This window comes from Actinokineospora alba, from assembly GCF_004362515.1.
Classification (GTDB): Bacteria; Actinomycetota; Actinomycetes; order Mycobacteriales; family Pseudonocardiaceae; genus Actinokineospora; species Actinokineospora alba.
The window spans coordinates 7,238,839-7,252,268 of record NZ_SNXU01000001.1; the positions used below are offsets into that span (position 1 = coordinate 7,238,839).

13 protein-coding genes are annotated in these 13,430 nt (G+C 70.1%); 1 reads left to right on the plus strand and 12 read right to left on the minus strand.

The genetic code is table 11. The features are described 5' to 3' along the window. Position 1: 1 nt before the first annotated feature. Genes C8E96_RS32780 through C8E96_RS32790 form a run of 3 tightly spaced genes read right to left on the minus strand, consistent with a single transcriptional unit; the run spans position 2 to position 3,259 of the window. Positions 2-928, minus strand: coding sequence for a carbohydrate ABC transporter permease (locus tag C8E96_RS32780; protein WP_228769714.1), 927 nt, complete (start codon positions 926-928; stop codon positions 2-4). Between the two features lie 13 nt (positions 929-941). Beyond that, positions 942-1,856, minus strand: coding sequence for a carbohydrate ABC transporter permease (locus C8E96_RS32785; protein WP_091371064.1), 915 nt, complete (start codon positions 1,854-1,856; stop codon positions 942-944). Continuing rightward, positions 1,853-3,259, minus strand: coding sequence for an ABC transporter substrate-binding protein (locus C8E96_RS32790; RefSeq protein WP_091371449.1), 1,407 nt, complete (start codon positions 3,257-3,259; stop codon positions 1,853-1,855). The genes C8E96_RS32785 and C8E96_RS32790 overlap by 4 nt, the downstream gene beginning before the upstream one ends. 374 nt (positions 3,260-3,633) lie before the next feature. On the opposite strand from C8E96_RS32790, the gene C8E96_RS32795 reads away from it, so the two are divergent. Then, on the plus strand, positions 3,634-4,929 hold the full coding sequence (locus C8E96_RS32795; RefSeq protein ID WP_166658202.1) for a BtrH N-terminal domain-containing protein: 1,296 nt from the start codon (positions 3,634-3,636) through the stop codon (positions 4,927-4,929). Between the two features lie 58 nt (positions 4,930-4,987). Here C8E96_RS32795 and C8E96_RS32800 read toward each other — a convergent pair whose 3' ends face one another. From C8E96_RS32800 to rimP, 9 genes are all read right to left on the minus strand, one after another. Continuing rightward, complete coding sequence (locus tag C8E96_RS32800; RefSeq protein WP_133794941.1) at positions 4,988-5,452, minus strand: hypothetical protein; 465 nt, start codon at positions 5,450-5,452, stop codon at positions 4,988-4,990. Between the two features lie 23 nt (positions 5,453-5,475). Next, positions 5,476-6,444 carry a DHH family phosphoesterase gene (locus C8E96_RS32805; protein WP_091371447.1) on the minus strand — a complete coding sequence of 323 codons (969 nt, stop codon included), beginning with the start codon at positions 6,442-6,444 and terminating at the stop codon, positions 5,476-5,478. 49 nt (positions 6,445-6,493) lie between these two features. Next, positions 6,494-7,372, minus strand: coding sequence for an alpha/beta hydrolase (locus tag C8E96_RS32810; protein WP_091371061.1), 879 nt, complete (start codon positions 7,370-7,372; stop codon positions 6,494-6,496). Continuing rightward, a complete protein-coding gene (rbfA, locus tag C8E96_RS32815; protein ID WP_091371060.1) occupies positions 7,356-7,811 on the minus strand; it encodes a 30S ribosome-binding factor RbfA in 456 nt (151 codons plus the stop codon). The genes C8E96_RS32810 and rbfA overlap by 17 nt, the downstream gene beginning before the upstream one ends. Before the next feature lie 66 nt (positions 7,812-7,877). Next, positions 7,878-8,174 (minus strand): DUF503 domain-containing protein, encoded by a 297-nt coding sequence (locus C8E96_RS32820; RefSeq protein ID WP_091371059.1) that lies wholly within the window; start codon positions 8,172-8,174, stop codon positions 7,878-7,880. Between the two features lie 61 nt (positions 8,175-8,235). Next, positions 8,236-11,286: a translation initiation factor IF-2 gene (infB, locus tag C8E96_RS32825; RefSeq protein WP_091371058.1), complete on the minus strand. Its 3,051-nt coding sequence runs from the start codon at positions 11,284-11,286 to the stop codon at positions 8,236-8,238. Between the two features lie 85 nt (positions 11,287-11,371). Beyond that, entirely contained in the window at positions 11,372-11,725 is a 354-nt protein-coding gene (locus tag C8E96_RS32830; RefSeq protein WP_091371057.1) for a YlxR family protein, read from the minus strand. 21 nt (positions 11,726-11,746) lie between these two features. Beyond that, on the minus strand, positions 11,747-12,751 hold the full coding sequence (gene nusA / locus C8E96_RS32835) for a transcription termination factor NusA (RefSeq protein ID WP_091371056.1): 1,005 nt from the start codon (positions 12,749-12,751) through the stop codon (positions 11,747-11,749). Continuing rightward, entirely contained in the window at positions 12,748-13,317 is a 570-nt protein-coding gene (gene rimP / locus C8E96_RS32840) for a ribosome maturation factor RimP (RefSeq protein WP_091371055.1), read from the minus strand. Before rimP ends, nusA begins: the two co-directional genes overlap by 4 nt. Positions 13,318-13,430: the final 113 nt, after the last annotated feature.

Sequence of the window (13,430 nt, forward strand, 5' to 3'; positions counted from 1 at the left end):
GCTATTTACCGGCGCCGAGGGTCAGGCCGGTGATGATCCGGCGGGCCAGCAACACATACAGCACAAGCATCGGCAGCACGACGATCGCGACACCCGCGATCAGGCCGCCGTACTCCGACTGGTAGCTCGCCGCGCCGTAGAACGAGAACAGCGCGCGGGCGAGGGTGAAGTTGGCGTTCTCGTTCAAGAACACCAACGCGAGCAGGGTTTCGTTCCACAGGCCGATGGCGTTGAGGATCAGCGCGGTGATCAGGCCGCCGCGGGCGAGCGGCAGCATGATCGAGAAGAACGTGCGCAGCGGCGAGGCGCCGTCGATGGACGCCGCCTCCTCCAGTTCGTCGGGCAGGGAACGGAAGAACCCGGTCAGCAGGAACACCGTGAACGGGATCGACAGCGCCACATAGACCAGGAACATCCCGAACAGGCTGTTCGTCAGGTTCAGCTTGGCCATCCCGATGAACAGCGGGATCACCACGGTCTGAAAGGGAATGCCCATCCCGATCGCGATGAAGTTGGTGAGCCCGTTGGATCCCCGCACGCCCAGGCGGGTCAGCGCGTAGGCGGCTGGGGCCGAGACCAGCACGATCGCCACCGACGAGACCGCCACCAGCACCACCGTCACCAGGAACGCCCGGCCGAAACCGGCGTTGTTCCAGGCATAGACGATGTTGCGGAACGGGTCCCCGCGCTCGAACCACTGGTACGGCAGGGCGAACGGCTTGGTGAAGATCTCGATCGGCGTCTTGAATGTGGCCGTCAGCAGCCAGTACAGGACCAGGATGTTGAACGCCGTGAACAGCCAGACGAACGCCATTCCCAGCAGCCGCAACGGACTCAGGCCCCGAGAGCCCGGCGCCGGACGCGGCCTGCGGGGAGCGACCCGCGGCGGCACGGTTCGTCTGGGGACCGGCGGAGCGGTGACAGTCACAGTGGATCGCCTCTCAGAACTGGACACTGTCGCGCCTCATCATCCTGCGCAGCATGACCACGAGCACGGACACCAGCGCGATCATCACGACCGCCGCCGCACAGGCCATGCCGTACTCGGGTGAGCCCGCCGTCCCGAACGAACGGTCGAAGACGTAGACACCGAGCGTCCACGACTTGATCGGCGGCGAATAGGTTCCGGGGCCCGCGAGCACGAACACCAGCTCGAAGATCTTGATCGCGCCGATCGTCCACAGCACACCGGCCACCCCGATCACGTCCCACGTCAGCGGAAGCGTGATGTTGCGGAACTTCTGCCACGGCGACGCGCCCGCGATGTCCGCGTCCTCGTACAGATACGGCGGAATCCGGTCGACCGCGGCCATCAGGATCGTGATGTAGAACCCCGCGCTGGCCCAGATCAGGCAGCCGGTGACGACCCAGGTCACGTTCTCCGGGGCCAGGAACTTCACCGCGTCGATCCCGAAGGACTCCAGCACGTAGTTGACGAGCCCCTGCCGGTTCGGCCGGAAGATCAGCACGATCCCGAAGAACATCCCCAGCGCCACCGGCGCGACGATGTTGGGGAAGAACAGGATCGCCCGAACCGTCTTGCCGCCGCGCATGTCGCGCAGCACCATCGTGAACAGGAACGCCAGCAGGAACGTCCCGACACCGCCGACCACGATGTAGAGCACCGTGTTCAGGAACGAGAAGCGGAACGAGTCCGACGCCAGCAGCTCGCCGAAGTTCGCCAACCCGGTGAACCGGGGCGTGTCGCCCGCCCCGGCCCACGAGGTGAAGCCCAGCACGACCGTCGCGATGGTCGGAACCAGCAGGAACAGCACGTACAGCGACACGGCGGGCAGGAAGAACGGCAGGAACAGCCGCCGTCGACCGGCCTTGTGCGCACCTAGAGCAGCGGTCATGAATTCGTGCTCTTCCAGAACTCCGCCTGCTTCGCCGCGAGGCCGTCGATGAACTGCTTCGCGGTGAGCTTGCCCTTGAGCAGGTCGTTGTTGAGCGGGTAGAAGACGTTGTCGACCCACTTGCCCGCGGCCAGGCCGTCGAGCGCGTCCATGAAGATCGCGTGCTCCACGCCCGGGGCCTCCAACGCGGCCTTGACGTCCTTGAGCGAGTCCGGCACGGGAAGGTCGGCGCGCGGGGTCAGGTTGTCGGCGACCGCGGGGATGCCCGAGAGGATGTCCTTGTTGAGCACGTAGGCCATGAACGCCTTGGCCGCCTCCGGGTGCTTCGCCTTGGCGGTCACGGCGAAGCCGATCGGGAGCTGCTCGACGACCTTGTGCGTGGCGCCCTCAGGCTGCGGGAACTGGAACGAGCCGTACTCGATTCCCTTGTCGCCGCCCTGCTTGCTCAGGTATTCGCGGGTCTCGCTCGGGCCCCAGCTGCCGACGAACAGGTACGCCGCGTCGCCGTCGGCCCAGCGCTGCTGGATCTGCGGGAACTTCGCCGCGTCCCAGCCGTCGATGAAGTAGCCGCCCTTGGCCAGTTTCTCCACCAGCTCAGCGGACTTGAGCAGGCCCGGGTCGGAAGTCCATGCCGCGCCGGACTTGTCGAGCGCGGCCTTCTCCAACCCGCCCGCGCCGAGGTAGCGCACGGCGATCTGGGTGAAGAAGTAGGCGTTGTAGAAGTTGATGTCGCCGTCCTGGCTGACCGCGGCCATGCCGTCGGACTTGGCCTTGTCGAACAGGGCGAACAGGTCGGCCATCGTGCTGGGCGCCTTGAAGTCCTTGATCTTCGCCTTGTCGTACCACCAGGCGTTGCCCAGCAGCTCGTAGGGGATCTCGAAGATCTTGCCGTTGGCGTCCTTGTTCTGCGGGATGTCATACGACGTCGCGGGAATGACGTCGCGGACCTTCTTGTCGCCCTCACCGATCTTGTAGTCGAGCACGTCGTCGACCGGCTGGGTGCCGCCGGGCGCGACGATGGCGGCCTTGACCTGGCTGATGTCCTGGTCGAACAGGTCGGGCACGGTGTCGGTGTTCAGCGCGGGCGCGACGTTCTGGGTGAGCAGCTTGCGGCCCAGCCACTGCACGTTGACCTTGACACCGGTCTTCTCGGTGAAGCACTTGATGGCCTTGCCGAGCACCTTGCCCTGCGGCTCGTCGGCGGTCCACATCGACCAGTAGGTGAACTCCTTGTCGGTGGCGGGTTTCGTCCCCACCTCGGGACACGGCGCGTTCAGGTACTCATCGACGCCGGGCAGCGTCAGCGGCGCGGCGCCGCCCCCGCCCGCGTCGGTCCCGCCACCGCAGCCCGCCAAGGCGAGGGAAAGCGCGGCGGCAAGAGCCAGCCCAGTGGTCGAACGCATGGTCACCATCCAGATCTTCAGTCGGCACGAGCAGGCCCCGAGATGCGAGCAGGGCGCCTGGCACCAGATTGGTATATACCATTCGGGTGGGTCATGTCACCCCCCAGCGGACACGATTTGGCCGGATCCGGGCCGGTCACGGCGTGTCGACGGTCTTCGCGGGGCAGTGTCGACAGCGGTGGCCCGCGAAACGAAACGCCGGTTAGACTGCCCGTGGGCGAGGTCCAGCGCCCTACCTTCAGACCGGGAGTCCACGCCTCCCGGCACCGCGAAGGCGAAGGGGACGGTGTCCTCGGACCGCTCCGGAATCGTCGATGTCTCACTGGTGGCCGGACGCGACGCGTGGAGTCGACCGGTGCGCCATGGAGCCGACGATGACCCGTCAGAAGACCTTGAAAGCCCTGGTGCGCAACCGGATGGCGCGGACCGGGGAGACCTACACGACCGCCCGGCGACACGTGCTCGCCCAGCGGACCGACCTGTCGCCGTTCCCTACGGCCGTCCTTCCCGGCTACACCGCGACCGGCGGCGGCACGCACCCTCCGTCGACCCTGCTGCGCAACCTGCTCGCCCACCGCGGGGTCTCGTTCAGCGAGGCGATGCTCGCGGGACTCGGCGGCGGCATCGGGTTCCTGTACGCGGTGTTCGAGTACAAGGACTTCCCGTATCCGACGATGACCGTGGTCGCCCAGCACCACCCGGAGCCGTTCCTGCCCGCGGCACTGGCCCGGCTCGGCTTCACCACGTCGGTGACCACCACGTCGAGCGCGAAAGTCGCGGCCCGCCGCTTGGCCGAGACGCTGGCCGGTGGAGCGGCGGCCGTGTGCACGCTCGACCGGGCCGCGCTGCCCTGGCACGGGGTCGTCGATCCGGTGTTCGGGGACCCGCACGACGTTGCCGTGATCGGCGCCGACGACGACACGGTCTACCTCGACGACGGCTGCGTCCGGCCGAATCCCTTGCCACGGCGGGACTTCGACTCGGCCTGGGCGCGCAAGCACCGGCTGCTGACGATCAGTGACGCGGGCGCGTTCGATCTGCCGACCGCCATCCGCGACGCCGTCGCCACGACGATGGGGCATATGACAGGCCCAGTCCTCGGCCACGCCTACGACGCCAACTTCGGGCTGTCCGGCATGTCCAGGCTGGTCGACGCCTTGGGCGATCGAAAGGGCCGCAAAGGCTGGTCCAACCTGTTCGGCAGGCCCGATGGCTTCTTCTGGGCACTGCGCAGGCTGCACGACTGCCTGGAGTTGGAGTACACCGCACCCGGCGCGACCCGCCCGCTCTATGCCGACTTCCTCACCGAGGCGGCCCTGGACGACACCTACAGCGAGGCCGCCGCGATGTACCGCACGTCCGGCGTCCACTGGTCGGCGCTGGCGGCGCAAGCGCTCGCGGCCGCACCCGAACTGGCCCGCTACGACGACCTCGCCGAGCGCAAGCTCACCCTGATGGTCACCGAGGGCGCCCGCGCGTCGGCCGAGATCCAGGCCGTCAGCGCCGAGATGGCCGCGCTGCCCGCCGAGTACGCGGCGGGCACGCCGCTCTCACCGGCCGAGCAGGACGCCGTGTTCGACGCCCTGAGCGAGCGGGCGGCCGCCGTGCTGGCGGTCGAGCGTCAAGCCGTGGCCGTGCTGGCCCGCCGAAGTGCGAACTCACTGTCCTGAACGTGGAACTCATTGTTCTGAACGGTGAACTCGGTGTCGGGAAGGCGGGACCCGCGGGTCAGCAGCCGGAGACGGAGGAGGGGCCGCGGTAGGCGTCGATGAGCCAGCCCTTGTCGGACTTGAGGGCCTTCATGCCGCCGACGTCGCAGCCGCTCAGCTCGACGACCGTGTCGCTGTCCTTGATGACGGACTTCGGGGTGGTCTTGCCTGCGAAGGCGGCGAGGTCCTTGATCCGGCCCGCCGCCTTCGTCACCACAAGGTCGCAGGGTGTCTCCTGCCACTCGTCCTCGAAGGCGACGACACCGCCCTCGGTGAACAGCGAGCACGTGCCCGGGCCGTCCACCTTGCTCAGCCGGGTCACGAACTCGGCGAAAAGCTTTTCCGGGGAGTCTTGCGGGGCGGTGCCCACGACGCTCGCCTTGGTGGGCGGTGCGGTGGGTGCGGGCGCGGGGTCGTCGGTGCCGCACGCGGTCAGCGCGCAGGCCACGATGAGGGCCGATGCCAGTCGGTGAAGTGTCGACACGGAGCGCACGGTACCCGGTCCGGTCAGCCGAGGGCCCGCTTGATCGAAGCCAGCACATCCTCGGCCGTGCCGTGGGCGGTGAACCCGGCCGCGCGCCGGTGTCCGCCGCCGCCGAGGGACACGGCGACCGCGCGGACGTCGACGTCGCCGACCGCGCGCAGCGACACCGTCCAGACACCCGGCTCGAGTTCCTTCGCGACGGCGGCGACCTCGGCTTCGGAACTGGACCGGACCAGGTCGACCACGCCCTCGACGTCGTCGATGGTCACCCCGACCATGTCCGACAGGTGCACCGTCGTGTGCACCAGACCACGCCCACCGGCCGCCTCCGGGACCAGCTCCGCCCGGCCCAGGACGGTCGCCAGCATCCGCAGCCAGGCGAACGGGTGCTCGTCGAACCGCCTGCTCAGCTCCTCGGCGTCGACACCGGCGTCGAGGAGGCGGGCGGCGATGCGGTGGGTGGCGCCGGTGGCGCGGCGGAAGAAACCCGTGTCGGTGAGGACACCGGCGTACAGGCAGGTCGCGATGGCCGGGTCCAGCGGGACGTCGAGTTCGTCGAGCAGGGCGAGCACCAGCACGGCCGTGGCCACGGCGGTGTCGTCGAGGATGTGGTCGGTGCCGAAGCGCGGGGTGCCGACGTGGTGGTCGATCACCAGGACCCGGCCGCCCGCCGCACGGGTCGCGGCCACGCGGTCGATCAGCGGGCCGAGCCTGCGGTCGCTGCCGCAGTCGAGGACGACCAGGGTCGCGGGCGCGGCGGGCACGTCACAGGCGGGCACGAGCAGCCCGTCGGAGTCCAGCCCGCGCAGCACCTCGGGAACGGTGTCGGGCGAGCCGAAGGAGACGCGGGTGCGTTTGCCGAGCTTCTTCAACGCCAGTGCGAGGGCGAGCGCGCTGCCTAGCGCGTCGGCGTCGGGGTTCACATGCCCGAGGAGCGTGACGTCGGTGGCGGCGCGCAGCAGGTCTGCGGCGGCGGCGTAGTCGGAACCCATGGCGCCACAGTCGCGCACAGCGGCGGGCGCGTCCACTCCGACATGGTTGTCAGACATGAGATCCGACGAAGCGAAGCACCTCGGGCAGCACCCGGATCCAGTAGTCCACGTCGTGCGCGCCGGGAGCCATGACCGCCGCCGCGGGCCGGAGATCCTTGATCAACTGCCGGGCGACCGGGGCGAAGGGGTCGGCGTTCCCGCACCAGACGCCGACCTTGGCGGCGGTGAGGTCGGCGGTGTGGCGCAGCGGCTCGGTGGCCTCCCACTGGGCGCGGTCGGCGAACACCCCGCGGGAGCGCGCGTCGGGCCACGACCCGAACAGCGCCGGGCTGATCGCCGCGGCGGCGACCGGGTGGGTGCGGGCGTAGTTGAGGGCGCCGTACGCGCCCATGGAGATCCCCATGACCGCGGCCGGTTCGGGCCGCAGCCCCTGCGCGGCGAGCCAGCCGGGGACTTCCTGATCGAGCATCCGCTGCGGGTCGTCGGCGGGGTTCGCGGCGACCCAGTAGGTGTCGCCGTCGACCGCCGCGACGGCGAAGGGCGGGACACCCGCGGCCACCGCCGCGGTCAGCATCGAGGGGACGCCCAGGTCGGCGAACATCCGGGCGGAGGCACCCCGGCCGTGCAGCGCGAGGCACACCGGCAACTCGCCCGGGACATCGCGGGGGCGCATGACGATCAGGTCGACTTCCCGCCCACGCGCGGCGGAGGTGAGCCGGGTGACGACCATCGGCTCGACCGGCCGGACGGCCGATGGAGAGGTCGAGAGAGGGGGCGACGGAGCGGTCGAGGTCGGCGCTGCTGTCTGGTCGTCGCGGAGCAGCCAGGCGCCGAGGCCGGCGGCGGAGCAGAGCCCCACCGCCGAAGCCGCCAGGACCGTCCGCCGACTCAGCGGCGGCCGGTCCTGCCGGTCAGTCCTCGTCGTCATCCTCGTCTTCGCGCGGGGCGCGATACGGGTCCGGCTCACCGGCGTGTGAGGCGCCGGAAGCGATCGCGGCGACCTCGGCGTCGGCCGCGCGGGCGCGGGCGAGCAGGTCGTCGATGTGCTTGGCGTCCTCCGGCACGGTGTCGGCCACGAACGTCAGCGTCGGGGTGAACCGGACGCCGGTGCCCTGGCCGACCATCGTGCGCAGCACGCCCTTGGCGCTTTCCAGCGCCTGAGCCGCACCCTGGCGGTCCGGCTCGGCGTCGAGCTTGTCGCCGAGCACGGTGTAGTAGACCGTCGCGTCGTGCAGGTCGGCGGTCACTTTGGTGTCGGTGATCGTGACCCGGGCCAGACGCGGGTCTTTGACCTCGTGTTCCAACGCGGAGGCCACGATCTGAGAGATGCGCTTCGCTAGTTTGCGGGCGCGGGGTGCGTCGGCCACGACGCTCCCCCTTTCGGCTTGAACTTCATTCGGCTGTGCTGATAACTGCTGGACTGATCTCTGCTGCTAGTCGTCGTCCGGTCCCAGCAAACGGCGCCGGGCGGACAACAGTTCCAACTCCGGACGCCCGGCGACCAGACGCTCGCAGGCGTCTAGGAGATCGCGGACGTGCGAAGCTTCCGCGGCGACCGCGGCCACCCCGATCAACGCCCGGCGGTGCAGGTCCTGGTGGCCCGCCTCGGCGGCGGACACCTCGAACCTACGCCGCAACTCGGCGACGACGGGTTTGACCACGGAACGCTTCTGCTTGAGCGAGTGGACGTCTCCGAGGAGCACGTCCAATTCGAGCGCACCTACGTACAACAGGCATCACCAAGGGGAGTCAAGCCGGGGCGCCCGCGAACGGGCGCCCCGGCGGCTGACATCAGGCGCGCGGCTTCTCGCGCATCTCGTAGGTCTCGATCAGGTCGCCGACCCGCAGGTCGTTGTACGACCCGAGCGTCAGACCACACTCGAAGCCCTCGCGGACCTCGGTCGCGTCGTCCTTGAAGCGACGAAGCGAGCTGATCGGCAGACCCTCGTTGATCACGACACTGTCGCGGATCAGGCGGGCCTTGGCGTTGCGTCGGATCTCGCCGGACATGACCATGCAACCGGCGATGGTGCCGACCTTGGACGACTTGAACACGTCGCGAACCTCCGCGCGGCCCAGCTCGACCTCTTCGTAGATCGGCTTGAGGAGACCCTTGAGGGCCGCCTCGATCTCGTCGATCGCCTGGTAGATCACCGTGTAGTAGCGCACGTCGATGCCCTCGCGGTTCGCGAGTTCGGTCGACTTGCCCTCGGAGCGGACGTTGAACCCGATCACGATCGCGTCGGACGCGGTCGCCAGGTTGATGTCGCCCTCGGTGATGCCACCGACGCCGCGGTGGATGACCCGCAGCTCGACCTCGTCGCCGATATCGATCTTCGTGAGCGCGTCCTCGAGTGCCTCGACGGTACCCGAGTTGTCGCCCTTGATGATCAAGTTGAGCGAGCTGGTCTCCTTCAGCGCCGCGTCGAGGTCTTCCAGGCTGACGCGCTTGCGCCTGGTGGCGTTGAGCGCCGCCCGGTTCCTCGCCGCGCGCCGCTCGGCGATCTGCCGTGCGGTGCGGTCTTCCTCGACCACGAGGAACGTGTCGCCCGCGCCGGGAACCGACGTCAGACCGATCACCTGGACCGGCCGCGACGGCAGGGCCACGGTGACGTCCTCGTTGAACTCGTCGACCATCCGACGCACACGACCGTAGGCGTCACCGGCGACGATGGAGTCACCCACGCGCAGCGATCCGCGCTGGACGAGCACCGTGGCGACCGGACCGCGACCGCGGTCGAGGTGCGCCTCGATGGCAACGCCCTGGGCTTCCATGTCGGGGTTGGCCCGCAGGTCGAGCGCCGCGTCCGCCGTCAGCAGGATCGCCTCGAGCAGCCCGTCGATGTTCACGGCCTGCTTGGCCGAGATGTCGACGAACATGGTGTCGCCGCCGTACTCCTCGGCGACCAGCCCGTACTCGGTGAGTTGCTGGCGGATCTTCTGCGGGTTCGCGCCTTCCTTGTCGATCTTGTTGACCGCGACCACGACCGGCACGCTGGCGGCCTGGGCGTGGTTGATCGCCTCGACCGTCTGCGGCATGACGCCGTCGTCCGCGGCCACCACGATCACGGCGATGTCGGTCGCCTGGGCACCACGCGCACGCATGGCGGTGAACGCCTCGTGACCCGGGGTGTCGATGAAGGTGATGAGGCGCTCGACGCCCTCAAGGGAGGTCGCGACCTGGTAGGCACCGATGTGCTGGGTGATGCCACCGGCCTCGCCCTCGTGCACGGTCGTCTTACGGATCGTGTCGAGGAGTCGGGTCTTACCGTGGTCGACGTGACCCATGACGGTGACGACCGGCGGGCGAGCCTGCAGGTCTTCCTCGCCACCGGCGTCGTCGCCGTAGCTGATCTTGAACGAGTCAAGCAGCTCGCGGTCTTCCTCCTCCGGAGAAACGACCTGAACCGTGTAGTTCATCTCGGAGCCGAGCAGCTCCAGGATCTCGTCCGAGACCGACTGGGTCGCGGTGACCATCTCACCGAGGTGGAACAGCACCTGCACCAGCGAGGCCGGGTTGGCGTTGATCTTGTCGGCGAAGTCGGTCAGCGAGGCGCCACGAGCGAGCCGGATCGTCTCGCCACTGCCCTTGGGCAGGCGGACGCCGCCGACGCTGGGCGCCTGCATGTTGTCCATGTACTCCTGGCGCTTCTGCCGCTTCGACTTGCGGCCACGCCGAGAAGGACCACCGGGGCGACCGAAGGCACCCGCGGCACCGCCGCGACCGCCGCCGCCACCGGGACGACCACCGCCGCCACGGAAACCGCCGCCGCCACCGGCCGGAGCACCGGCACCAGGGCCGCCGCCGCCGGGACCGCCGCGGTAGCCACCGCCGCCGCCACCACCGGGACCGCCACCAGGGCCGCCACGGAAGCCGCCGCCACCGCCGCCGCCACCGGGACCGCCGCGGAAACCTCCGCCGCCGCCACCGGGACCGCCGCCGGGACCGCCACGAGGACCGCCGGGACCGCCACCAGGGCCGCCACGAGGTCCACCGGGACCGCCGCCAGGACCGCCGCGACCGCCACCCGCGGGGCGGGCGGGGCGAGGCGGCATCATGCCGGGGTTGGGCCGAGGCGGCATGTTGCCCGGCGTCGGGCCACCGGCCGGACGCGGACCGCCGGGTGCGCGGTCGCCACGAGGGGCGCCCGCGGGACGGCCTTCACCAGGCCGGGCCGGGCCACGCTCGCCACCGGCGGGCGCGCCGCCGGGGGTGGGACCCGCGGGTCCCGGACGCTGGCCGCCGCCCGGACGCTGGGCGGGAGTGCCGCCACCGACGCCGAACGGGTTGTTGCCGGGACGCGGCGCGCGCGGACCGGGCTTGGGGGACTGCGTCTTGGGTGGAACAACCGCGCCAGGCTTCTCCGCAGCGGCGGGCCGCTCGGCGGGCTTGGCGGCGGGCTTGGGCTGCTGCTGCTGAGCCGGGGCCGGAGCCGGGGCTTCCGCCGCGGCCGCCGGGGCCTGCACCTCGCGCACGGGCTCGGGCTTCGGCGCGGGCTTGGGAGCCGGCTTCGGTCCGGGCATCGCGGGCTTGGGGCCGCTCGGCGCTGCTGCTGCCGGGGTGCTCGCGACCGGAGCCGCCGGGGCCGGAGCGGACTGCTCGGGCTTCGGCGCGGGCGCGGGCGGGCGTGGGGCCGGCTTGGGGCCGGGTCGCGGCGCGGGCTTCGCGTCGCTTCCGCCCTTGCCGGGGTATGCATCCCGCAACCTGCGGGCTACCGGCGCCTCCACGGTGGAGGACGCAGACTTCACGAACTCGCCCAGATCCTTCAACTTGGCGAGTACATCCTTACTGGTGACTCCGAGCTCTTTTGCCAGCTCGTGCACACGGGCCTTACCTGCCACTGCTCTCCTAGTCCGGGAGGTCGGCGGCAGACCCGTCGACCTCGTCCTATCGTCGCGCGTTCATGTCTTCAGCTTCACGGCTGACTCATGACGGGTCGACCTGCTTCCTGTCTTCTTCCACGGTGTGGGGTCGTCCCACACCACTTCCCGCGAGGCGCTCTATCTCCGCTCGCACCACGTCCACGCCGAGGACCCCCAGGACCTTGAAGGCCCTGGTGAACGCCCGTCGCTTCTCGGCCAAGGCCAGACATCCCTGGTCGGGGTGAATCCATGCGCCCCGACCGGGCATCCGGCGCCGCGGATCGGGGACCACGTCCCCGTCCACGAGCACTACCCGCAGCAACTTCTTGTCCGCCGCCCGGACGCGGCAACCGACACAGGTCCGTACCGGGCTTGCGCCATCGGGACGTGCGGAGACCGGTTCCTGACGATGAACCACGATCAGTCTATCCCGTCAAGCTCAGTCGGCCGAACCGGATACCGGAGCGGGGGCCGCCGCGTCGCTGCGGATGTCGATGCGCCAGCCGGTGAGCCGGGCCGCGAGCCGGGCGTTCTGCCCTTCCTTGCCGATGGCGAGGGAAAGCTGGAAGTCCGGGACGACGACCCGGGCCGTCTTGGCCCGCTCGTCCACCACCGTGACCGAGACCACCTTGGCGGGCGAGAGCGCGTTGCCGACGAACGTCGCCGGGTCGTCCGACCAGTCGATGATGTCGATCTTCTCGCCTGCCAGCTCGCTCATCACGTTGCGCACGCGCGCGCCCATCGGGCCGATGCACGCGCCCTTGGCGTTGACGCCGGAGACCGACGTGCGGACCGCGATCTTGGACCGGTGTCCCGCTTCGCGCGCGACCGCCGGGATCTCGACGGTGCCGTCGGCGATCTCGGGGACCTCCAGCGCGAACAGCCTGCGGACCAGGTTGGGGTGCGTGCGCGAGAGCGTGATCTGCGGGCCGCGGTTGCCGCGGGCGACGCCGACGACGTAGCACTTGATCCGGGTGCCGTGCTCGTAGCTCTCGCCGGGGACCTGCTCGACCGCGGGCAGCACGCCCTCGGTGTCGCCGACCTGCACGATCACCATGCCGCGCGAGTTCGCCCGGGTGTCACGCTGCACGACACCGGCGACGATCTCGCCCTCCTTGGCGGAGAACTCGCCGAAGGTGCGCTCGTGCTCGGCGTCGCGCAGCCGCTGCAGGATGACCTGCCGGGCGGTGGTCGCGGCGATCCGGCCGAAGCCCTCGGGGGTGTCGTCCCACTCCTCTTCGACCTGGCCGTCGGCGCCGGTCGTGTACGCCAGGACCCGGACCAGGCCGCTGCGCTTGTCGATGTCGATGCGCGCGTGCGGCTGGTGGCCCTCGGTGTGCTTGTACGCGGTCAACAGCGCGGTCTCGATGGCGTCGATCACCGTCTCGAACGGGATGTCCTTGTCGCGCTCGATCGCCCGCAGCGCGGCGATGTCAACGTTCATCGCGCGTCCTCCTCACCATCGGACGCTCGACCTTCGAGCATCGCCAACTCCGCCACCGGCGGTTGCTTGAATTCCACTTCGATCACGGCGTGCGCGATGTCGGCGTACCCGACCCGCCGCAGCTTGCCGTCGACCAGCATCTCCACGCCGCCCTCGGGCTCCTCGTCGGCCGCGCCGACCCGGCCGGTGAACTCGGCGCCCTCGACCGGCCGGACCTTGACCAGCCGCAGCTTGGCCCGGCGCCAGTGGCGGGGCCGGGTCAGCGGGCGGTCGAGCCCGGGGGAGGTGACTTCCAGGGTGTACGGGCCGCCGAGGACCTCGTCGTGCTCGTCGAGCACCGCCGAGACGGCTCGGCTGACCGCGGCGACCTCGTCGAGTTCGACCCCGTCGTCGCCGTCGACCACGACCTTGACCTGGCGCCTGCGCCCGGCCTGCGCGACGTCGAGCTGCTCGAGTTCGAAACCGGTCGACGCGACGGCCTCGGCCACGATCGGCTCCAGCGCCGCCGCGGCCGGGTTGGTGGGCGCGGCGTTCGTTCCGCTGTCGCGATGTCGCTGGTTGGCCACGTCGGTGCCGCTCCCCTGTTCAGGTAGGTGGTGCGATTGTCTGCCGGTCGGCGATGAGACACACCGACCGTGGTCACCTAGCGTATCTCGCCCACCGGGACCGGGCTGCCGCA

Bases quoted from the DNA above. Each gene is read 5' to 3' on its own strand.
- C8E96_RS32785 (WP_091371064.1), bottom strand. From the start codon at position 1,856: ATGACCGCTGCTCTAGGTGCGCACAAGGCCGGTCGACGGCGGCTGTTC.
- C8E96_RS32790 (WP_091371449.1), bottom strand. From the start codon at position 3,259: ATGCGTTCGACCACTGGGCTGGCTCTTGCCGCCGCGCTTTCCCTCGCC.
- C8E96_RS32795 (WP_166658202.1), top strand. From the start codon at position 3,634: ATGACCCGTCAGAAGACCTTGAAAGCCCTGGTGCGCAACCGGATGGCG.
- C8E96_RS32805 (WP_091371447.1), bottom strand. From the start codon at position 6,444: ATGGGTTCCGACTACGCCGCCGCCGCAGACCTGCTGCGCGCCGCCACC.
- C8E96_RS32810 (WP_091371061.1), bottom strand. From the start codon at position 7,372: ATGACGACGAGGACTGACCGGCAGGACCGGCCGCCGCTGAGTCGGCGG.
- nusA (WP_091371056.1), bottom strand. From the start codon at position 12,751: ATGAACGTTGACATCGCCGCGCTGCGGGCGATCGAGCGCGACAAGGAC.